Origin of the sequence: Saccharopolyspora hattusasensis (genome assembly GCF_050972075.1) — a bacterium.
In the GTDB taxonomy this organism is placed as follows: Bacteria; Actinomycetota; Actinomycetes; order Mycobacteriales; family Pseudonocardiaceae; genus Saccharopolyspora; species Saccharopolyspora hattusasensis.
In genome coordinates this window covers 3,258,466-3,279,628 of sequence record NZ_JBPCDC010000001.1, presented here as the reverse complement: position 1 = coordinate 3,279,628, position 21,163 = coordinate 3,258,466, and the positions used below count along the sequence as shown (strand labels likewise).

19 protein-coding genes and 1 pseudogene are annotated in these 21,163 nt (G+C 67.5%); 10 read left to right on the top strand and 10 right to left on the bottom strand.

What is annotated here, in order from left to right:
- The first annotated feature begins 515 nt into the window (after positions 1-515).
- The 6 genes from ACRXBZ_RS14880 (at position 516) to ACRXBZ_RS14855 (ending at position 5,411) form a co-directional block, all read left to right on the top strand.
- The gene (locus tag ACRXBZ_RS14880; RefSeq protein WP_433879632.1) at positions 516-1,838 is read left to right on the top strand and encodes an L-fuconate dehydratase; all 1,323 of its coding nucleotides are present in this window, start codon (positions 516-518) and stop codon (positions 1,836-1,838) included.
- Entirely contained in the window at positions 1,838-2,587 is a 750-nt protein-coding gene (locus tag ACRXBZ_RS14875; protein WP_433879631.1) for an SDR family NAD(P)-dependent oxidoreductase, read from the top strand. Before ACRXBZ_RS14880 ends, ACRXBZ_RS14875 begins: the two co-directional genes overlap by 1 nt.
- A 12-nt stretch (positions 2,588-2,599) precedes the next feature.
- On the top strand, positions 2,600-2,926 hold the full coding sequence (locus tag ACRXBZ_RS14870; RefSeq protein ID WP_433879630.1) for an L-rhamnose mutarotase: 327 nt from the start codon (positions 2,600-2,602) through the stop codon (positions 2,924-2,926).
- Positions 2,923-3,942, top strand: coding sequence for an aldo/keto reductase (locus ACRXBZ_RS14865; protein ID WP_433879629.1), 1,020 nt, complete (start codon positions 2,923-2,925; stop codon positions 3,940-3,942). The genes ACRXBZ_RS14870 and ACRXBZ_RS14865 overlap by 4 nt, the downstream gene beginning before the upstream one ends.
- A 79-nt stretch (positions 3,943-4,021) precedes the next feature.
- Positions 4,022-4,855 carry an NAD(P)H-binding protein gene (locus ACRXBZ_RS14860; protein ID WP_433879628.1) on the top strand — a complete coding sequence of 278 codons (834 nt, stop codon included), beginning with the start codon at positions 4,022-4,024 and terminating at the stop codon, positions 4,853-4,855.
- Positions 4,856-5,117: 262 nt separating this feature from the next.
- On the top strand, positions 5,118-5,411 hold the full coding sequence (locus ACRXBZ_RS14855; RefSeq protein ID WP_433879627.1) for an arginase family protein: 294 nt from the start codon (positions 5,118-5,120) through the stop codon (positions 5,409-5,411).
- A gap of 225 nt (positions 5,412-5,636) precedes the next feature.
- Here ACRXBZ_RS14855 and ACRXBZ_RS14850 read toward each other — a convergent pair whose 3' ends face one another.
- Entirely contained in the window at positions 5,637-5,792 is a 156-nt protein-coding gene (locus ACRXBZ_RS14850) for a hypothetical protein (RefSeq protein WP_433879626.1), read from the bottom strand.
- Positions 5,793-6,253: 461 nt separating this feature from the next.
- On the opposite strand from ACRXBZ_RS14850, the gene ACRXBZ_RS14845 reads away from it, so the two are divergent.
- Positions 6,254-6,706: a L,D-transpeptidase gene (locus ACRXBZ_RS14845; RefSeq protein ID WP_433879625.1), complete on the top strand. Its 453-nt coding sequence runs from the start codon at positions 6,254-6,256 to the stop codon at positions 6,704-6,706.
- A gap of 560 nt (positions 6,707-7,266) precedes the next feature.
- Here the strand turns inward: ACRXBZ_RS14845 and ACRXBZ_RS14840 are convergent.
- The 3 genes and pseudogenes from ACRXBZ_RS14840 to ACRXBZ_RS14830 all read right to left on the bottom strand — a co-directional run.
- Positions 7,267-7,473 (bottom strand): annotated as a pseudogene (locus ACRXBZ_RS14840) (hypothetical protein); the annotation flags it as partial.
- 567 nt (positions 7,474-8,040) lie between these two features.
- Positions 8,041-9,546 carry a glycerol kinase GlpK gene (glpK, locus tag ACRXBZ_RS14835; protein WP_433879624.1) on the bottom strand — a complete coding sequence of 502 codons (1,506 nt, stop codon included), beginning with the start codon at positions 9,544-9,546 and terminating at the stop codon, positions 8,041-8,043.
- Positions 9,547-9,563: 17 nt separating this feature from the next.
- Positions 9,564-10,325: an MIP/aquaporin family protein gene (locus ACRXBZ_RS14830; protein WP_433879623.1), complete on the bottom strand. Its 762-nt coding sequence runs from the start codon at positions 10,323-10,325 to the stop codon at positions 9,564-9,566.
- 438 nt (positions 10,326-10,763) lie between these two features.
- Here ACRXBZ_RS14830 and ACRXBZ_RS14825 point away from each other — a divergent pair, with 438 nt between their 5' ends.
- Positions 10,764-11,591, top strand: coding sequence for a DeoR/GlpR family DNA-binding transcription regulator (locus tag ACRXBZ_RS14825; RefSeq protein ID WP_433879622.1), 828 nt, complete (start codon positions 10,764-10,766; stop codon positions 11,589-11,591).
- Positions 11,591-13,426: a glycerol-3-phosphate dehydrogenase gene (glpD, locus tag ACRXBZ_RS14820; RefSeq protein WP_433879621.1), complete on the top strand. Its 1,836-nt coding sequence runs from the start codon at positions 11,591-11,593 to the stop codon at positions 13,424-13,426. Before ACRXBZ_RS14825 ends, glpD begins: the two co-directional genes overlap by 1 nt.
- Positions 13,427-13,514: 88 nt before the next feature.
- Here glpD and ACRXBZ_RS14815 read toward each other — a convergent pair whose 3' ends face one another.
- From ACRXBZ_RS14815 to ACRXBZ_RS14790, 6 genes are all read right to left on the bottom strand, one after another.
- The gene (locus ACRXBZ_RS14815; RefSeq protein ID WP_168585299.1) at positions 13,515-14,312 is read right to left on the bottom strand and encodes an ESX secretion-associated protein EspG; all 798 of its coding nucleotides are present in this window, start codon (positions 14,310-14,312) and stop codon (positions 13,515-13,517) included.
- The gene (locus ACRXBZ_RS14810) at positions 14,309-15,157 is read right to left on the bottom strand and encodes a PPE domain-containing protein (protein WP_433879620.1); all 849 of its coding nucleotides are present in this window, start codon (positions 15,155-15,157) and stop codon (positions 14,309-14,311) included. Before ACRXBZ_RS14810 ends, ACRXBZ_RS14815 begins: the two co-directional genes overlap by 4 nt.
- A gap of 5 nt (positions 15,158-15,162) precedes the next feature.
- Positions 15,163-15,537 carry a hypothetical protein gene (locus ACRXBZ_RS14805; protein ID WP_190821241.1) on the bottom strand — a complete coding sequence of 125 codons (375 nt, stop codon included), beginning with the start codon at positions 15,535-15,537 and terminating at the stop codon, positions 15,163-15,165.
- 321 nt (positions 15,538-15,858) lie between these two features.
- Positions 15,859-16,518 carry a DUF3558 domain-containing protein gene (locus tag ACRXBZ_RS14800; RefSeq protein WP_433879619.1) on the bottom strand — a complete coding sequence of 220 codons (660 nt, stop codon included), beginning with the start codon at positions 16,516-16,518 and terminating at the stop codon, positions 15,859-15,861.
- 46 nt (positions 16,519-16,564) lie between these two features.
- A complete protein-coding gene (locus tag ACRXBZ_RS14795) occupies positions 16,565-16,942 on the bottom strand; it encodes a DUF1707 SHOCT-like domain-containing protein (protein ID WP_223839932.1) in 378 nt (125 codons plus the stop codon).
- 131 nt (positions 16,943-17,073) lie between these two features.
- Positions 17,074-17,235: a hypothetical protein gene (locus ACRXBZ_RS14790; protein ID WP_433879618.1), complete on the bottom strand. Its 162-nt coding sequence runs from the start codon at positions 17,233-17,235 to the stop codon at positions 17,074-17,076.
- A gap of 161 nt (positions 17,236-17,396) precedes the next feature.
- On the opposite strand from ACRXBZ_RS14790, the gene dnaE reads away from it, so the two are divergent.
- Positions 17,397-20,993 (top strand): DNA polymerase III subunit alpha, encoded by a 3,597-nt coding sequence (gene dnaE, locus ACRXBZ_RS14785; protein WP_433879617.1) that lies wholly within the window; start codon positions 17,397-17,399, stop codon positions 20,991-20,993.
- The last annotated feature ends 170 nt before the right edge of the window (positions 20,994-21,163 follow it).

Below are 21,163 nucleotides of genomic sequence, written 5' to 3'. Positions count from 1 at the left end.
CAGGTCGGCCGGATTCGGCTCGGTGCTGTTCGTCAGCCAGCAATCCGCATCGGTGTACGGCCAGCCGTGTGCGAAGACGGCGTGGATCCCGGTCGCGCAGCGCATCGAGGCCCGCATCGGCATGGGCATGGGTGTTCTGGACGTGGGCACAGTCCACGAGGGTCGTCACGCTGCTGTCGAGTGCCGTCAAGGCTCCGGCAAGGTGCCCGCGTACCCGTCCGCCGGTCGAATCCGAGGCCCGATGCGGTGGAAAGTCTCCCTAAGTAGTGTCGGAAACCCCAATCCGCGCCCCGATGCCGCACCACGGTCTGCCAGATGTGGCGATGGGTGTCCACGAACCCGGGCAGCACGAGCACGCCGGTCGCGTCGATGGTCGCCGCGCCGACCGCCGGCATGTCGGGACCGATTGCGATGATCCTGCGGCTCAAAGTTGGAATTCGCGGTGGAGGTAGCTATACCTTAGGGACGCGCTCGTTGCCGGGAGGAGCGGACGTGCCTGAAGCGAGGTGGACGTGATGCCAGCGACGATCACTGGCCTGCGGACGTACGACATCCGGTTCCCCACCTCCCGCGAGCTGGACGGCTCGGACGCGATGAACCCGGACCCGGACTACTCGGCGTCCTACGTCGTGATCGGCACGGACTCGACCGACGGCCTGGAGGGGCACGGCTTCGCCTTCACCATCGGCCGCGGAAACGACGTGCAGACCGCGGCGATCAGGGCGCTGGAACCCGCACTGGTCGGTCGCGCCGTAAAGGAAACCCTGGACGACCTCGGCGGAATGTGGCGGGAGCTGGTGCACGACTCACAGCTGCGCTGGCTGGGGCCGGAAAAAGGCGTGGTGCACATGGCGATCGCGGCCGTGGTCAACGCCCTTTGGGACCTGAAGGCCAAGTGGGCGGGCAAGCCGTTGTGGCAGCTGCTCGCCGAGCTGGCGCCGGAGCAGCTGGTCGAGCTCGTCGACTTCCGATACCTCAGCGATGCCCTGACACCGGGCGAGGCATTGGAGATCCTGCAGCGGGCCGAGCCGAGTCGGGCGGAGCGCGCGGCGCAGCTCCGGGACGGCGGCTACCCGGCGTACACCACGACTCCGGGCTGGCTCGGATATTCCGACGAGAAGTTGCGGCGTCTCTGCCGGGATGCGGTCAAGCAGGGGTTCCGGCAGGTGAAGCTAAAGGTCGGAGCGGACCTGACGGACGACGTCCGGCGGCTGCGGATCGCCCGCGAGGCGGTCGGGCCGGACATCCGCATCGCGGTCGACGCCAACCAGCGCTGGGACGTGGGAACCGCGATCGACTGGATCCGTGAACTCGCCCCATTCAACCCGTGGTGGGTGGAGGAACCGACCAGCCCGGACGACGTCCTGGGCCACGCCGCCATCGCGCAGGCGATCGCGCCGGTCCGGGTCGCCACCGGCGAGCACGTGGCGAACCGGGTCGTGTTCAAGCAGCTGTTGCAGGCGAACGCCCTGTCCTACCTGCAACTGGACGCCGCGCGCGTCGCCGGGGTCAACGAGAACGTGGCGATCCTGCTGCTTGCCGCGAAGTTCGGGGTGCCCGTGTGCCCGCACGCGGGCGGGGTCGGCCTATGCGAGCTGGTGCAGCACCTGGCCATGTTCGACTTCGTCGCGGTGTCGGGATCCATGGACGACCGGGTCATCGAGTACGTCGACCACCTGCACGAGCACTTCGTCGACCCGGTGAGGCTCAGCGGCGGCAACTACCTGGCCCCGAGCCGCCCCGGGTTCTCCGCGCAGCTGCGACCGGAGGCGATGGTCGACTACGCATACCCCGACGGCACGGTTTGGAAGTCGATCGCCGGGGGGACGGTGGCCTAATGAGCGAATTCGCCGGTCAGACCGCCGTCGTCACCGGAGGTGGTTCGGGTATCGGCTTGGCGGTGGTCACCGAGCTCGCCGCACGCGGCGCCGCGGTCGCAGCCCTCGACCTCGACCCGTCCGGCGTGCCGGCGGACGTGCTGGGACTGCGCTGCGACGTGGTCGACGAGGAGTCGGTGTCCCCGGCGGTCGAGCAGGTCGCGCATCGGCTCGGCGGTGTGGACGTCCTGGTCAACAACGCTGGGATCGGTGCGCAGGGCACGGTCGAGACCAACCACTACGACGAGTGGCGCCGGGTCTTCGACGTCAGCGTCCTGGGCATCGTGCGCACGACCCGAGCGTGCCTGCCGCATCTGCGCGAGTCGTCGGCCGCGGCGATCGTGAACACCTGCTCGATCGCGGCCACGGCGGGGCTGCCCAACCGGGCGCTCTACAGCGCGAGCAAAGGCGCGGTGCTGTCGCTGACCTTGGCGATGGCCGCCGACCACGTGTCGGAGGAAATCCGCGTCCACTGCGTCAACCCGGGCACCGTCGATACGCCCTGGTTGCGCCGGCTGCTCGCGGCCGCCGACGATCCGGACGCGGAACTGCGTGCGCTGCAGGCCCGCCAGCCCACCGGGCGGCTCGTGTCGGTGGCCGAAGTCGCCGCGGTCGTCGCCTACCTGGTCGGTCCGGCGGCCGGGTCCACCACCGGCACGGCGCTCGCGGTGGACGGCGGGATGCAGGGCCTGCGCCTGCGGAAGAACTGAAGGGACCTGGAGATGCAGCGAATTGCCTTGCACACCAAGCTCAAACCCGGCAAGGAAGCCGAGTACGAGCGGGTGCACGCGGTTATCCCGGCCGAACTCGACGCGGCGCTGCGAGCTGCGGGCGTGCACAGCTGGCGGATCTGGCGCGACGGCCAAGACCTCTTCCACGTGGTGGAGGTTGAGGACTACCGGGCGATGCGGCGTGCCTTGCGCGGCCACCCCGTGAATGTCGCCTGGCAGGCCACGATGTCCGAGCTCCTGGCCGTCGAGGACGACTACTCGGGCGCGGACACCGGGTTGAAGCAGGTGTGGGAGTTACCCAGAAGCCACGGCGCATGAAGTCGGATCGGCTGGGTGGGTCCGAGGTTTCGGTCTCGGCGCTGGGGTTCGGGGGCTCCGTGATCGGCAACCTGTACCGCGCAGTGGACGAAGACACCGCGCTCGGTGCGGTAGATGCGGCGTGGGGCGCAGGAATCCGTTACTTCGACACTGCTCCGCACTACGGGCTGGGACTGGCCGAGCGTCGGCTCGGCCGAGCCCTGACCGGGCGCCCGCGGGACGAGTTCGCCGTGTCCACCAAGGTCGGCAGGCTGCTGGTGCCCGATCCGCGAGGCGCGGGGATGCAGGACGACGCGGGTTTCGAGGTTCCCGCCGATCACCGGAGGGTTTGGGACTTCAGCGCCGACGGGGTGCGGCGCTCGTTGGATGACAGCCTGCGGCGGCTCGGCCTGGACCGCATCGACTTGGTGCTGATCCACGACCCGGACGACCACTGGGCGCAGGCCGTCAGCGAGGCGTACCCGGCCTTGCACGAGCTGCGGGCCCAGGGCGTGATCGGCGCAATCGGGGTCGGCATGAACCAGTGGCAGATGCTGGAGCGGTTCGTGGCGGAAACCGATGTGGACGCGGTGCTGCTCGCGGGCCGGTACACCTTGCTCGAACAGTCCGCAGTGGACAGCATGTTGCCGGCGTGCCTCCGGCGCAACGTGTCGGTCCTCGCCGCCGGCGTCTTCAACGGCGGTGTGCTGGCCACCGACGAGCTGGGGCCGGAAGCCATGTACGACTACGCCCCGGCCGCGCCGGAACTGCGAGCGCGCGTGGCCCGCATGGCGGAGGTGATCCACCGCCACGGCGCGAGCGTCCCGCAGGTTGCGATGGCCTTCGCCGCAGAACATCCTGCGGTCGTGAGTGTCGTGGTGGGGGCCCGGTCGGCCGCGGAGGTCCGGGGCAACGCCGAACTGTTCGATCGACCGGTGCCAGCGAAGTTGTGGGGCGACCTGATCGCAGCAGGACTGCTCCGGCCAGGCTTGCCACTACCCACCGGATATCGGGCTCGAAGCCGACATCGGGGATGAACCGCTCGTTCGATTGACTTCGAGTGCGCTGGAGGTCCTAGCGTGGGTGTGATCATCCAGTGAGCCGAGGGGATTCCCCATGACCGTGTTGGTGAGCGGCGCGACCGGCAACGTAGGGCGTCGTGTGGTCGATCGTCTGCTGGCGGCCGGAGCGCCGGTGCGGGCGCTGACCAGGCGGCCGGAAACGGCCGGGCTGCCCGGCGGTGTCGAGGTCGTCGGTGGCGGCCTCACCGAGCCGGATGTGCTGGCGAATGCGCTCGCCGGCGTCGACCGCGTCTTCCTGTTCCCGGTGCCCGAAGGCGTCGGGACGTTCGTCGAGCAGGCGAAGGCGGCCGGCGTCCGACGTATCGTGCTGTTGTCCTCGAAGGCGGTGGAGTCCGCCGACAACAACCCGATCGGCGAGCGGCACCGCGTGCTCGAAGAGGCGGTGGCGGCGGGCGGCTTCGAGTGGACCTACCTCCGGCCCGGCCCGTTCTCGACGAACTCCTTGGCCTGGGCCGAATCGATCCGCGCCGAAGGCGTCGTCCGCGAGCCGTACGCCAAAGCGCGGCAGTCGCCGATTCACGAGGACGACATAGCGGCAGTGGCGGTGACCGCCTTGCTGGAGGAGGGGCACTCCGGGGTGTCCTATCCGCTGAGCGGGCCGGAATCCATCACGGTGGGCGAGCAGGTGCAGGCGATCGGCGCCGCGATCGGCCGGGAGATCAAGCTTGAGGAGGAGACTCCTGAGCAAACCCGCGCCCGCTGGGTCGCTGACGGCGTTCCGGCGGGCGTCGCAGACACGCTGCTCTCCTACCGGCAGCAGAGCGCGCAGAACCCGGAGGTACCGGTGCGGACGGTCGAGCAGGTGACCGGGCGTCCCGCACGCACCTTCACCCAGTGGACCGTCGACCACGCCGACGACTTCCGTTGATACTGTCCGGAAAACCGGTCGCCGACGTTGCCCGAGACCCATTAATCTCGGGCCATGGCGATTGTTTCGGTGCTTTACCACCCCGGTGAGCGACTGCCGGAGCCCGGTCTTCCGCTGCCGCCCGACCTCACGGTAGTGGAGCTGCCGCTGCCCCACGGCGACGTGTGGCAGCGCCTCGGCGTGCTGTACCCCGCTGTCGCGGACGAGGTAGCTCGTGCCGTCGACCGAGGTGCGGTTCCGACTGTGGTGTCCCGGGGACTGCATGGTTTCCCTCGCCGTTCTCGCCGGGCTGCAGCGGATGGGGACCGATGTGCCGATCGTCTGGTTCGACGCGCAGGGCGACGTGCAGATCCTGGAGACCACGGAATCCGGTTACGTGGGCGGAATGCCGGTGCGGATCGCGGTCGGCTACCGCGCCGAGCTGATCGCGGACCGGCTCGGGCTCCGCCCACTGCCGGAGAGCCGTGCACCGAACCTGGCACCCCGAGAGCACAACGGCGAAGCCAGATCAAGAGTGCTGGCTGACCTGCTGGCGGCGAGCAACGCGCCGCGCTAGTCGATCTGCCGGGACAGCAACGATTTCGTCCGGCGCGACCAACGATGCACGGCCACGTCCGGTGATCTTGGAGACCGATCGCCGGACTTCCCGAAGCCGGAAATGCCACACCGCCATGCCGCGACGAGTCGCCCCTCGACCGGCGCGCGGCGGTGCCATGAGCCGGGTGGTGCGATTCGGCAGGCACCACCCGGCCACAACGTCCAAGCCGAGGTGCTCGGCGGCTCAGCCCTTTTGGGTGACCACCACGAGACGAGTGGTGTCATGGCTGGCATCCAGCGCGAAGACGCCGACTCCGCCGACCACCGCGTCCGGGATCCGGGTGCCCACGGGCAGCGGCTTGCAGCTGCTTTCCCGGTCTTCATCCCACTCGCTTTCCACGCGCGCCGATCCGGGCGGAACCCGAACAAGCCGACCTCACCTCGAATCGGACAAATCATCAGAACCCGGAAGGTTCAAGCCGGCCGTGGGACTGGGGCCGAGTTGATCAAGCTCGAATGTGCCCTGCTTGGCTTGATCGACGAAAAGTGGCGCCGTTCGGTTTCGTCGATCCGAGAACGGTTTGAGCCAAGGTGCTCGTGGGGGAGCGAACGCGGCTTGGTCACGTCGGGTGCGCGGCCGCGTACTGTGCGAATCGCCGCCGTGCAAGTATCGGGAGTGACGTTGGTCACTCGGTATCGATTCGATGTTTTTCCCAGTGCATAAAGGCAATCGAGCGAAACCGCATGTTCCCCCTTGGGGTGCCCGCTCGGGCGTGGCGCGACCCGTTCGCGGATCGGGCGCTGCATCGGCGTGTGGCATCGTCAGGGACCCAAAGCGATGCGCGAAGGCATGAGGAGAAGATGGGCATCAGGAAAGCGCAGGCGCTCACCGTGGCGGCCCTGGTCGCCGGCGGTGTGCTCGCGGCCGGAGTCGTCACCGCGCAGGCCACGGGCGGCAGTCCGAGTCCGTGCCGGGCGAGCGCCAAGGCGTGCGTGAGCCTGTCGACTAAGCAGGCCTGGCTCCAGGGCAACGGGACCACCAGCTATGGCCCAGTTCCGATCACCAGCGGCAAGATTGGATCGGAGACCCCGACCGGTGTCTTCCGGGTGCAGTGGAAGGACGCCGACCACCGCAGCAGCGAGTTCAACAATGCGCCGATGCCGAATTCGGTGTTCTTCACCGACACCGGCGTCGCCTTCCACGAGGGAAGCCTGCGAGCCCAGTCCAACGGCTGCGTGCACCTGTCCACGACGGCGGCGAAGCGGTTCTTCGACACCCTGAACCCAGGCGACGAGGTCCAGGTCGTCCCCTGACGCCGAACGGAGCAAGGCTTATCGGCGGCGCGAGTCGTGATGTAGCCAGGCCGGTTCGTTCGTGGCACGGGTGCGTCCGGTCGATGCGGGCTCTCGTTCGCCCGAAGGGGTGGCATATGCCAATCGGTATTTGCCTGAAACGGTGTTGTGTTTAGGGTGGACGCACGCGAGTGACGTTCGCGTCCCGAAACCCAGTCACCGATTTCGCAGGTCGATGGCTGGTCCATGGGCTGCGGCGTTTGGTCAGCACCCTAGGTTGGCCAGACGCCGCAGCTCTCCGGGTGCGGAACTCGTCAACGTCGCGCAGTTCGCAGATGTGGCCGTCGAGGCGCGGGGCTGGTCGGCCGGTGCCGCTGGTCTTCCCCGGGAACACCGACCGTGAAACGCGGCGCAACCCCTCGAGAATGCGGGTCGCGCCTCTTGCCGGTCGATAACTATGTCCAGTGTGGACGGATGTTTCACTCGGCCCTGCCGAAAGACTGGGTTTCCGAACGACCTACCCAGAGCGCCCGCCCGGCAGGTGTTGCCGGGCGGGCGCTCGATACGTTCGGAACTGGCCGTTAGGCGGAGCGCGACGCGACGTCTTGCTCGATGCGCTCGAAGATGTCGGAGTCGGTGTCCCTCTGCCATTCAGGCATGGCTTCCCAGTCAGCCATGTACGCGGGCTTGGGGGCGTCGAAGGGTTTGAAGATCTGCCCGATCCAGCACAGCGCCACGAATCGCCCCTTTTGCTCGCGGGTGAGCTTGGCCGTTTTGCCCTCAGTCGCGAGGGGGCAAGTTGTCGCTTGACCCCGAGGTAGCCGAGAAAGCCGCCAAACGCGTTGAAGATGAGATTCGGGAACTGGCCAAGCTGGTACGTGACGCGGACAAGTTTGCTCAGGTGTCTGGCGCAACGCTGCCCACGCCGCCGCGGTGGGATCTTCCGGTCGCGGTATCTGCTCTGTACTGGTCGACGCAGGCGGTGGCGTCGTTCAGATTAAGATCAGCGGAATCACGAAGGACGACGTTCCTGACCCCTGCGGAGAAGCTGAAAGGTTGCTCGACAGCTTGAATCGAGGCTTCCCCAGTAGCGGCTTCTGGACCCGCTGAATGGCTCGCCGTTGCGGAACAGCAAGCCAATGGCAACGGAGCCGAGCCCGCCCAAGTCATTGCGCGGGGTCTGATCGGCGAGTGGGACACGCTCCCAGTGACACGGCGGCGTGACCTGCTTTCGCGACTGGTTCGCAAGGTGCAGATCACGCCGCCGCAACGACGCTACGGGCCAGCGGGTATCGCGATCAACCCTGCCTGGGAGCCCGAAACGTCTGTCGTAGATTCACTGCAACAGTAGGTCTTTAGGACACCCAGTCGAAGGTCTTCGTAACAGCTTTCTGCCACTGGTGGTACTGCTTTTCGCGGAGCTCCGTCGGCATCTGCGGGTCCCACTGCTTGTCCTTGGCCCAGTTCGAGCGGATGTCCTCCTCGCTGGTCCAGAAGCCGACCGCGAGGCCCGCCGCGTAGGCCGCGCCAAGCGCGGTGGTCTCTGCGACCACCGGGCGGATCACCGGGACGCCGAGGATGTCGGCCTGGAACTGCATCAGCAGCTCGTTGACCACCATGCCGCCGTCCACCTTCAGCGACTTCAACGGCACGCCGGAGTCGGCGTTCATGGCCTCGATCACCTCGCGGGTCTGGAACGCCGTGGCCTCCAGCACCGCGCGGGCCAGGTGGCCGCGGTTGACGTACCGGGTCAGGCCGACGATCGCGCCGCGCGCGTCGGAGCGCCAGTGCGGGGCGAACAACCCAGAGAACGCGGGCACGAAGTACGCGCCACCGTTGTCGTCGACGCTGCGGGCGAGCTGTTCGATCTCCGGGGCGGTGGCGATTATGCCGAGGTTGTCCCGCAGCCACTGCACCAGCGACCCGGTGACCGCGATGGAACCCTCCAGGCAGTACACCGTGTCGTTGCTGCCGATCTTGTAGCCGACCGTGGTCAACAGCCCGTTCTGGCTGATCACCCGCTCGGTCCCGGTGTTGAGCAGCACGAAGTTGCCGGTGCCGTAGGTGTTCTTGGCCTCACCGGGCGACAGGCAGGCCTGCCCGAAGGTGGCAGCCTGCTGGTCGCCGAGGATGCCGGCGATCGGGATTCCCCCGAACACACCGCGTTCCCGGAACGTCCCGTACACCTCCGACGAGGACCGGATCTCCGGCAGCATCGCCGTCGGCACCCCGATCTCGGCGCAGATGCCGGCGTCCCATTCGAGCCGCTCCAGGTCCATCAGCAACGTTCGGGAGGCGTTCGTCGGGTCGGTGATGTGCAGGCCGCCGTCCGGGCCACCGGTGCTGTTCCACAGCACCCAGGTGTCCATGTTGCCGAACAGCAGTTCGCCCTTCTCGGCGCGCTTCCGGGCACCGTCCACATTGTCCAGGATCCACTTCACCTTGGGGCCGGAGAAGTAGGTCGCCAGCGGCAGGCCGGTCTTGCTCTGGTACCGGTTCTGGCCGCCTTCGCCGGACGCCAGCGAGTTGACGATCTCGTGGGTGCGGGTGTCCTGCCAGACGATCGCGTTGTAGACCGGCTTGCCGGTCGTCTTTTCCCAAACCACGGTGGTTTCCCGCTGGTTGGTGATGCCGCAGGCCGCGATGTCCGAGGACACCAGGTCGGCCTTGGCCAGCGCGCTCGCGCAGACCTGCCGGGTGTTCTGCCAGATCTCGTTCGGGTCGTGCTCGACCCAGCCGGCTTTGGGGAAGATCTGCCGGTGCTCCATCTGGTCGACGGTCACGACTCGGCCGGAGTGGTCGAAAATCATGCACCGCGTCGACGTGGTTCCCTGATCGATGGCGGCGACGTACGAGGCCATTTTCGTCTTACCTTCCTTCAGTGGAGCGTTGGGTCAGTGATGGGCAGTGCCAGCGCCAGCAGGCCGGCCAGCACGCCACCGATGACCGGGCCGGCGATCGGAATCCAGGAGTAGCCCCAGCCGGCGGAGCCCTTGCGGCGGATCGGTAGCATCGCGTAGGCGATGCGCGGCCCGAGGTCGCGTGCGGGGTTGATGGCGTACCCGGTCGGTCCGCCGAGCGAGTTTCCGATGCCGATTACGATGAAGGCGACCGCGGCGTAACCGAGCGCCGCGTTGCCGAACGACGGCACGCCGGGCGTTTCGCCGACACCCGCCTGCGGGCTGAGGATGATCCAGAAGACCAGCACGAACGTGCCGATGATCTCGGTGATCAGGTTCCACGGCGCGTTCGGCACGGTCGGGCTGGTGGCGAAGACGCCGAGGGTGTTCGCCGGGTCGTCGTGGGTGTCGAACTGCAGCTTGTAGGCGGCCCAGCAGAGAATCGCGCCCAGCGTGCCACCGACGAGCTGCGCGATGATGTAGACGGGAACTTCCGGCCACGGCACTTGGCCGTTGACCGCGAGCCCGAGTGTCACCGCCGGGTTGATGTGCGCGTTGGACGGTGCCGCAACGCTCGCGCCGGCGAAAACCGCGAAACCCCAACCGAAGTTGACGAGCAGGAAACCGCCTTCGTAGCCACGGTTCTTGCGCAGCACGGTGTTCGCAACGACGCCGCAACCTAACAGGGTGAGTATTGCCGTCCCCATCATCTCCCAGAGGAAGATCTCACCAAGACTCATTCTGCCGTTCCCCTCTTAATGCCGCCGTGGGCACAGGCGGGTTTCGTGACTGTCCGAGATGGAGTGAGTCGGGACGGTACTGCCGCATAGCAACACGTGTCCATGCATGCCGCCACTCGTAGGCAACAGGTTGGTCTGTACCGCCTAGTCGTCGTATCGGCTGGTAGTAGCGGAGCCCGACCCGTGATCGGTGATCTCGATCAGCGGGTGGCGCGGGCCCGGTGAGCAGCCCGCGGTGCGGGGCTTACCCCAGGCATCGACGCGCAAGGCAGATCCCACTAAAATTGTGAAAAAGAACGCCACAAGGCGGCCCTGATGATGTTTCTATCAGATTAGATGGTGACGCTGGATCGGCTTCGGGCTGCGCCGGACCGCGCGGGGCCGTCCCAGGCGCGACGACCAGGATTTCGCGATGACCAGGGATTTGAGGTGGACGAGATGTCCGGGCGACGCCCGTCGGGGAAGCAGCAGGACCGGCGGCGCAAGATCACCGATCTGGTCATGGCGGAAGGCACCATGCGGATCGACGATCTCGTCGAGACCGTCGGGGCCAGCGCGATGACGGTGTACCGGGATCTCGCCGACCTCGAATCGCAGGGGCTGGTGCACCGCAACCGCGGCTACGTTTCGGCGGCTTCTTCGCTGCTTTACGAGGCCGCGTCGGAATACCGGTTGCAGCAGAACACCGCGGAGAAGGAAGAAATCGCCCGGGCCGCGGCGGAACTGATCGAGCCGGGGCAGGCGCTGGTGCTCGACGATTCGACGACCGGCGTGTACCTGGCCCGGCTGCTGCCGGAACGCGCGCCGTCGACCGTCGTCACCAATCACCGCGGGGTGTTCGGCGAACTCGCCGGGGTTCCGGGCATCAGCCTGATCTGCGTGGGCGGCGACTACCTGCCGTGGGCCGACGCGTTCGTCGGCGGGATGGCCCTGGACGCGTTGCGGAACCTGCGCGTCGACCTGGCGATCATGTCGGTCTCCGCCGTGACCGACGGGATCTGCTGCTACCCGCAGCAGGAAATGGTGCAGATCAAGAAGGCCATGCTGGCCTCGGCGCGGCGGCGGGTGCTCTACGTCGACCACACCAAGTTCCGCCGGCGAGCGTTGCACGCGGTCGCTCCGGTCGAGGACTTCGACGTCGTGATTGTGGATTCGCAGACGACGCGCGCCGATATCGAGGCCCTGCGCGACCGCGGGGCGCGGGTCGAGCAGGCAGGAAATGCGCGGAGTGCCGAACCGGGCATGAAGGGTGCAGGTCGGGCATGATGTCCACCGCAGTCCGGACTGGCGCCGAGTCCGGGTTCCGCGTCGGCGGGGTGGTTAGCGGTGGGACGCGATTCGAGCGAGGAGGACGCCTGGTGTCCAAGGACAAAATCGAAACCGAGAACCGGTTGAAGGGCACGTTGGGGCCCGCCGAGCGGGCGGAGAACTGGCGGCGGCTCGGTTCGGACGAGTTCGACATCGTCGTGATCGGCGGCGGCGTGGTCGGTGCGGGTGCGGCGCTGGACGCGGCCACCCGCGGGCTGCGGGTGGCGCTGGTGGAGGCCCGCGACCTGGCGGCAGGCACTTCCAGCCGTTCCAGCAAGCTGTTCCACGGCGGACTCCGCTACCTGGAGCAATTGGAGTTCTCGCTGGTCCGGGAGGCACTCCGGGAACGCGAGCTGATGCTTACCCGGATCGCGCCACACCTCGTGAAGCCGGTCCCGTTCCTGTACCCGCTGACCCACCGGTTCTGGGAACGCCCCTACACCGCCGCGGGCCTGTTCCTCTACGACACGATGGGTGGCGCCCGGTCCGTGCCGGGGCAGAAGCACCTCACGCGCGCTGGCGCGCTGCGGATGGTGCCAGCGCTGAAGCGCAACGCGATGATCGGCGGCATCCGTTACTACGACGCCCAGGCCGACGACGCACGGCACACCATGATGGTAGGGCGCACCGCCGCCCGCTACGGCGCCGTGATCACGACGTCCACGCAGGTTACCGGTTTCCTGCGGGAGGCCGACCGGATCGCCGGGGTCCGGGTGCGCGACGTGGAGTCCGGAGAAGAGGTCGAGGTCCGCGCGCAGGCCGTGATCAACGCGACCGGGGTGTGGACCGACGAGCTGCAGAAACTCTCCGGCGGGCGCGGGCGTTTCCGGGTCCGGTCCAGCAAGGGCGTGCACATCGTGGTGCCCCGCGACCGCATCGTGGCCGAGTCGGGCATGATCCTGCGCACCGAGAAGTCGGTGCTGTTTGTCATCCCGTGGGGCAACCACTGGATCGTCGGCACCACCGACACCGACTGGCACCTCGACCTGGCGCACCCGGCGGCCACCAAGAAGGACATCGACTACCTGCTGGAGCACGTCAACTCGGTGTTGGCGACGCCGCTGACCCACAACGACATCGAAGGCGTTTACGCGGGGCTCCGGCCGCTGCTGGCCGGGGAGAGCGAGGAAACTTCGAAGCTGTCCCGGGAACACGCGGTCGCGCGGGTCGCGCCCGGGCTGGTGGCGATCGCCGGCGGCAAGTACACGACGTACCGGGTCATGGCGGCCGACGCCGTGGACGCCGTCGCGCCGGACATCACCGGGCGGATGGCGTCGTCGATCACCGACCGGGTGCCGCTGCTCGGCGCCGACGGATACCACGCGCTGATCAACCAGGCCGACCAGTTGGCCGCCGCGCACGGGTTGCACCCGTACCGCATCCGGCACCTGCTGGACCGCTACGGCTCGGAGATCCACGACGTGCTCGCCCTCGGCGACGGGCGGCCCGAGCTGCTCAAGCCGATCCCGGCTGCGCCGAACTACCTGCAGGCCGAGGTTGTCTACGCGTGTAGCCACGAAGGCGCGCTGCACCTGGAGGACGTGCTGACCCGGCGCACCCGGATCTCCATCGAGTACGCGCACCGCGGCGTGGAATGCGCCGAACCGGTCGCGCGGTTGATGGCCGAGGCGCTCGGTTGGGACGACGCGCGCGTGGCCCGCGAGGTCGAGGTGTATGCCAAGCGGGTCGAGGCGGAGCGGGATTCGCAGACACAGCCCGACGACCAGGCGGCCGACGCGAAGCGCTCGGCGGCCCCGGAGGCGCGGGAGCGCATCGTCGAACCGGTGGTGTAGGCATCTTCGGCTCTGCGGCGCGGTCGGTGGCCCCAACAGGCTCCGGTCGCGCTTTTCCTCGCGGTGAAAAAGTAAAGCAGGTCGTGGATCACGGTTCTGCGGTCACCTCGGCGAGCAGCTCCTCGAGGTGCCCGATCAGGCGGCGGGTGTCGACCGGTGCGACGGTGCTCCACACGTCGCCGGATGGCGACTCCCGCCGCAGCTGGGCGTACCGGCCGTGCGCGGTGTCGAAGAAGCCGATGACCCGATCGGCTCGGACGCGGCGACCGACCCGGTCGCGGGCGGCAGTGCCGAACTGCCCGCGCGCGTCGACCCCGGCGGCCATGCTCATCAGGATCTCGGCGTCGTCCGGGCGGATTCCCCGGCGCTGCAACGCACTTTGCAGCTGCTCGACGTTGTCGCCCGCATCCGCGGCGGCGCCGTCGAGATCGCCGCTGCGCACCGACACCGAACGGCCGGGGCCAGGCCGGAGCCTCGGCAGCACCGAAACCGCTTCTCGCGGCAGCCCGCTCGCCGCTGCTGGCCGCAGGCCGAAGGTGTCCCCGTCCTTCACGGCCAGCACCGCGTGCTCGGATTCGGCATCGGAGGCCGCGAGCACCCGAACGCTGCGCCGCAACCAGATCCGCCCGTCGACCTCGCGGCCGGGGCGGGCCAGCAGCCGCAGCATCCATTCGAGTTCCGGATCGAGCCCGGTCGGACGGCCGAGTTCGCGGGCGCCCAGCGATCGCCACGCCGATTCCACCAGCTTCGCGCGTTCGCTGTGGGTGCGTCCGGGTGATGGGACCTTGAGTACCAGCGGCATGGTCTCCAATCCGAGGTGCTCGATGAGCACGTCGAACTCCAGTGCCGACAGGTGGAGCTGGCGCCCGGTGCCGGTGACCGTCATTGTCCGGGCTCGCCGCCGATCACCGGGCGGGACAACGTCTGCGGCTCGTCGAAGAACCCGCCTTGGCGGCCGACCTTTTCGGTCACCTTCTGGTCCACCGGGTCGTCGCGGTCCTTGCGCGCCCACTTGTCCGCAGAGCGCCCGTCACCGCCGCGCGTCGATCCGCCGGCACCCGGCGGCCCCGGTCGCTGCTCGGGGACTCGCACGGAATGCGTCGTCGGCGTCGAGGGAACTCGTGCCGCGGGCACCGAAGTGGCGTCCCAGCTGATGGTCACGTACTGCTGCCTGCCGGAGCCGCCGCTGATCGGGGCGTCGACCACCACCTGCGGCGGCTGGGTGAACGACGCCAGCGACGTGGTGTTGTCCTTCGTCGAAGCCTCGTACGTGCGCATCACGTCGAAGGCCCGCTGTTCGGCGGCGTGCTGCTTGGCTTCCTGCAGCTCGTAGTCGGTCTGCCCGCCGAAGAGGTGCGTGAGCAGCGTTTCCGAGGTGCTCGGTTCCTCGGTGGTGATCTGCACCGGAGGCGGCATGTCCTGGCGGGCCTTGCTGATGAACTCCGCCTGCTGTTCGGCCCGGTCCCGCATCACGCTGGTGGCCTGCTGAGCCTGGGCCGCCCAGTCGCCCAGCGGGCGCAGCCCGTCGTGGGCGCTGTCCGCCGCGAGGCCCTGCCAACCGGCCATCGCCGATGACACGGCAGCGGCCAGCCCGGCGTCGATATCGCTCAGCGCGCGGGTGAGTTCGCCCCACCGCCGGACGCTGTCGATCGAGCCGTCCGGCCCGGGGCCCTCGTTGATCTGCGCGAACAGCTCGGGGTGGCGGTATCCCTGCCAACGGTGATCGCTCATCGGGATCAGCAACCTCCGCCGATGCCCGCAGCGCTGTCGTCGTCGATCCGTTCGTACTGCCGGCTGGCGAGCCGCAGCGACTCGGCGGCCGCCTGCAGCTGGTCGCGGTAACCGCACAGCGCGCTCAGCGCGTCGTCGTCGCCGCCGACGGAGCGCCGGTTGAATTCCTCGGCCGCGTCGGCGCTGATCGGATCGCCGGCCCAGGGCCGGATGCGCAGTTCGGTGATGGCGTGCTCGATCTGCAGGCCAACCGCATCCAGCGATTCCTGCAGCGCGTTCACCAGCCTCGGAATGGAGGCGGGCTCGACTTGCACCGAGCCCCCCGACGTTCCGGGCAGGGCTTCGGTCGAGCTGTCGCCCCACGGAGCAGTGAGCGGCACGTTTTCCCCTCCCACAGGTAAGGGCCCAGGTGACGGGTGCGGGCCCTTGTGCCTGAACGCCCGGGCGGTGCAGGGCGGTGTGGCCCTGGCCGGGTGTTCGCGGGCACCCGGCGAATGCCGGGACCCGAGCGCTCAAGCTACTAAACGTCCGCCGAACACTGTAGTCAGCAATCATCACGCTGGGGAGTGCTCCATACGCGGTCAGTATCACTCTGGTGGTTGCTCAGTGTGAACGACAGAGGTCCGGAGCGGCGTCCAGTGTCACTCCGTGGAGTCAATTACGGCGGAATTATTGATCCGAGCGGGTCATGCGGTCGTGTGCTACTGGGGCTTGGTGGTCCGGGGCGCGGACGGTTTCGTCGAGGACGTTTCCGGTGCGGCCAGGCTCGCCAGCGCGTCTTCGGCGACCCGCTGGGCCCCGGCGCACAGCTGATTGACCGGCGGTGGCGGCTGGCCCCCGTCGTCCCGGTAGAGGACGTCGAGGTGCTGGCCTTCGGCGACGTCCACCGCGACGTTGCAGGACAGGTCCAGTCCCGGCGTCTTGATCACCAGCGCCGGGAAGGCGCCGATCACCACGGGCGAGGCCTCCACCTGCGCGGTGTCGTCGGTCCACACCCCCATGCTCTCGGTGGTGATCAACGCCAACCTGGCGCCCACCTTCGCCGTGGTGTTGCGGTAGCTGCAGGTGGCCGCGTCGCCGAAGCCCACCTCGGAGCCGGGCAGCGGCGCCCGGTCGAAACCGAGCTGGTTGCGCTGGTCGGCGGTGAGCAGCCGGCACGGGTCCACCCCGTCGAGGGCGAGCTCGAAGGGCCGCGGCGGCAGCGGCGGGGGAGCGCTCGTCGTGGGCAGTGGCGGCGGCAGTGGGGCCGCGGTGTCCGATGTTCGCTCCGCCTGCCACAGGCCACACCCGGTGAGGGTGAGTGTGCCGACGGCGAGCAATGCGCTCAGCCGTCCCGCCCCGGTGATCCGCGAGCTGTGCATGACCTCACCGTAACGAAACGTGGTCGATCGTGACGGTCGGCGTCGATCAGCGGCGCCAGGAGAGCCAGAGGACGGCAATCAGCGGGATCAGCAGGATCGGGGCCAATTGCCGGGCGACCACGACCAGGAAGATGACCATGATCGCCGCGCAGATGGCCAGGACGATCTTCCCGGCGGCCGGGGGCATCGCCGTTCGGGCGGCGGGGGTCTGCTGCGGCGGGGAGCTCGGCCACGGCTCGGGCAGGTCCTCGAACAGCGCGTTCAGTTCGGAGCGGAACCGGGCGGTCGCGACCTGCTGGCAGCGCTCGTCGTACTCGTGGACGTCGAGGCGCCCGGCGGAGAAGTGTTCGCCGAGCAGCCGCATCGCGCTCTCCCGCTCGGGATCGCCGATCCGGAGGTCCTTGCCCCGTCGACCGTTTTCCACACCCCCATCCTACGTTCGGCGGACCTCCGATCGGGGGCCTCACCACCAGGTTCCGGGGTTCGTGAACCGTTCGCCAACAATGCGAGAATCCGGTGTTCAACGCCGTTGAACACCGGATTCCCGGCGTCGGGTCAGACGTCGAACTCGTCTGCCTTCACGGCGGCGACGAACGCCGCCCACTGGCCAGCACTCGTGGTGAAGTACCCGGCGGCGCGGTTCTCCCGTGGTGGCGATACCCGCCGCCAGCACAGTGCTGGTCTTACGTGGGTTTCCATCGCGTTGTCACGGTGCAACTCGCCGCCACCCACCGGCCAGATCTAACCGCCCGAAGGCTCGGTGTAGCTGGGGTAGCAACACGGTCCCGATGCTGCCTGGTTACACCGAGTGGGACGACTAGAGTTGTGGGACCTCTGCCCGCCCCCGCCCCCTATCTGATCTTTCCGGAGATGGCCGCGTGTCTGATCGGTTCGTTCACCTGCACGTGCACACCGAGTTCTCGATGCTCGACGGTGCAGCCAAGCACGACGCGCTGTTCGCCGAGGTCGCTCGGCTCGAACAGCCCGCGGTGGCAATGACCGACCACGGCAACATGTTCGGTGCGCACAGCTTCTACACGAACGCCAAGAAGAGCGGGATCAAGCCGATCATCGGCATCGAGGCCTATCTCGCTCCGGAGAGCCGTTTCCACAAGAAGCCGGTGTTCTGGGGTGAGCGGGCTCGCACCGGGAAACGGGAGCTCGACGAGTACGGCGAGAGCGGCGACGTGTCGGGCGCGGGTGCCTACACCCACATGACCATGCTCGCCCAGAACTCGACCGGGCTGCGCAACCTGTTCAAGCTGTCGTCGCTGGCTTCCATGCAGGGCTTTTTCCGCAAGCCGCGCATGGACAAGGAACTGCTCGCCGATCACTCCGAGGGGATCATCGCGACGAGCGGGTGCTTGGCCGGTGAGATCCTGACACGGATTCGGCTCGGCCAGAAGCAAGAGGCCTTGCAGGCCGCTTCGGACTACAAGGACATCTTCGGCGCGGACCGCTTCTTCATCGAGGTCATGGACCACGGTATCCAGATGGAGCGCAACATCCGTGGCGAGCTGCTGGACATTGCCAAGCAGCTCGAACTGCGCACGGTGGCGACCAACGACAGCCACTACGTGACCGCGGATCAGGCCGGGCACCATGACGCGCTGCTGTGTTTGCAGACTCGGTCGATGCTGGCCGACACCGAGCGGTTCAAATTCAACGGTGACGGCTACCACATCAAGTCGTCGGCCGAGATGCGCGAATACTGGGACACCGAGGTGTCCGGCGCGGCGGACAGCACGCTTCTGATCGCCGAGATGGTCGAGGGCTACGACGACGTGTTCGCGGCGACCAACCGCATGCCACAGGCCAAGATCAAGCCCGGTCGTACCGACGTCGAGGTGCTGCGCGACGAGGTCGAGGAGCTCATCCCCACCCGGTTCCATGGCGACAGCTTCACGCAGGAGTACCGCGACCAGCTGGAGTGGGAACTCAAGGTCATCACGGAGAAGGGCTACAGCTCGTACTTCCTGGTTGTCGGCGACATGATCCGGTGGGCCAAGAACAACGGGATCAGGGTCGGGCCGGGTCGTGGCTCGGCGGCCGGTGCGCTGCTGTCGTATGTGCTGCACATCATCGACATCGACCCGTTGCAGCACGGGCTGCTGTTCGAGCGGTTCCTCAACCCCGAACGTGACTCGCCGCCGGACATCGACATCGACTTCGACGAGCGTCAGCGCGAACGAGTCATCCAGTATGCCAAGGAAAAGTACGGTACCGAGTACTTCGCGAAGGTCATCACCTACGGCACGATTAAGACCAAGGCGGCGTTCAAGGACGCTGCTCGCGTGCACCTCGGTCAGCCCGGTTTCCAGCTCGCCGACCAGTTCAGCAAGGCGCTACCGGCGCCGATCGCGGCGAAGGACATCCCGTTGTCCGGGATCGTCGACCCGCAACACGAGCGCTACGCAGAGGCCACCGAGGTCCGCAGCCTGATCGAGAACGATCAGCAGATCGGCAAAATCTTCGACACCGCCCGTGGCCTTGAGGGACTGATCCGCAACGCCGGTGTGCACGCGTGTGCGCACATCATTTCCCGTGAGCCACTGCTCGATGTGCTGCCGCTGTGGAAGCGGGACGACGGCGAGATCATCACCGGGTGGGACGGTCCGCAGTGTGAGGCGGTCGGCCTACTCAAGATCGATATCCTCGGGCTGGTCAACATGACCACCATCGACGACACCGTGCGGATGGTGAAGACCAACCACGGCACGGAGATCGAACCGCTTGAGATCCCGCTCGACGATCCCAAGACGTACGAGATGTTGGGCTGCGGCGACAGCTTGGGTGTGTTCCAGCTTGAAGGCGGGGGCATGCAGAGCTTGCTGAAACGCTTGCAGCCCACCGAGTTCCCGGATGTCGTGGCAGTCAACGCGCTCTACCGGCCGGGCCCGATGGACGTCAACGCGCACCTCGACTACGCCGACCGCAAGAACGGCAAGAAGCCCGTCGAGCCGATCCACCCCGAACTCGACGAACCGCTAAAGGACATTCTCGGCGAGACCTACGGCCTGATCGTCTACCAAGAGCAGATCATGGCCATCGCCCAGAAAGTCGCCGGATACACGCTCGGTCAAGCGGACTTGCTGAGGCGTGCGATGGGTAAGAAGAAGAAAGAGGTGATGGACGAGCAGTTCGCCCGCTTCGAGGCCGGCATGCGCGAGCGCGGCTACTCGAAGGAAGCCATCGACCAGTTGTGGGCGACGGTGCTGCCCTTCGCCGGGTACGCGTTCAACAAGTCCCACGCCGCCGCCTACGGCCTGGTGACGTACTGGACCGCCTACCTCAAGGCGCACTACCCGGCCGAGTACATGGCCGCGCTGCTCACCGCCAACGCCAACAACAAGGACAAGACCGCCGTCTACCTGTCCGAGTGCCGCCGGATGAGCATCCGCGTGCTGCCGCCGGACGTGAACGAATCCGTCGTCGAGCACACCGCGATCGAGGGCCGGATCCGGTTCGGGATGGGCGCGATCCGCAACGTCGGGTCGAACGTGGTCGAGTCGATCGTCAAGACCCGTAAGGACAAGGGACGCTACAGCTCGTTCACCGATTTCCTCGACAAGGCCGAGATCACCGCGTGCAACAAGCGGGTCCTGGAATCCCTGATCAAGGCCGGTGCGTTCGACTCGCTCGGGCACACCCGGATGGCGCTGGTCCAGCACCACGAGGCCGCGGTTGACGCCGTGATCGGTCTCAAGCGGCAAGAGGCAATGGGGCAGTTCGACCTGTTCGGCACTGCCGACGACACCGCACCCGCCGATGACACCTCACCGCTCGCGCATCTGAAATTCACCGACGAGGAATGGCCGCGTAAGCAGCTACTCGCCTACGAGCGGGAAATGCTCGGCCTGTATGTCTCGGCGCACCCGTTGGACGGTGCCGAGCGGTTGTTGGCGCCGTACCAGGACACCAGCATTGCCGCGCTCGTCGGCGGTGAACGTGAACCCGGCGGCTACGGCAAGGACAAGGACCAGCCCAAGATCGCAGGGATGATCTCGGGCATTCAGCGGCGCATCAACAAGAACGGGAAGCCGTGGGCGATCGTCACGCTGGAGGACTTCGACGCCAGCGTGGAGGTTCTGTTCTTTCCGCAGTCCTACGAGATGTTCTCCGATTGCCTGATCGAGGACAACGCGCTGGCGGTCAAGGGTCGGGTGAACGAGCGCGAGGGCGAGATCAGCGTGTTCGCCTCGGACGCTGTGCCGATCGACATCGCCGCGGCCGAGCACGCGCCCGGCTCTGAACCGCCGTTGGTGCTGCGCGCCGACACCAAGAAACTCAGCAGCGACACGATCGCCGAGCTACGCAACACGCTGGGTACCTACCGCGGCGCGACCCCGGTGCACATCCACTTGGGGAAGACACGGCTCGAACTGCCGGCGTGGCCGGTCAAGGTCTGCACTGAGCTCGTGTCCGAGCTCAAGTCCGTGCGCGGCATCGCGATCGAACGCGTGGGAGCGGCGTGACGAAAGAGCCGGAAGTCGAGCGGACATCACAGCGACGGTGCGTGCGCCTCGGGTCGCCGATCCTGGCTGCGGTCACCGTGCCCGTGCACGAACGCCAGGTTACCCACGTTGAGGGGTCGTGAGTACGTAACCGTGCTAGAGCCCTGCTGCGCACTCACGACCCCGCACGT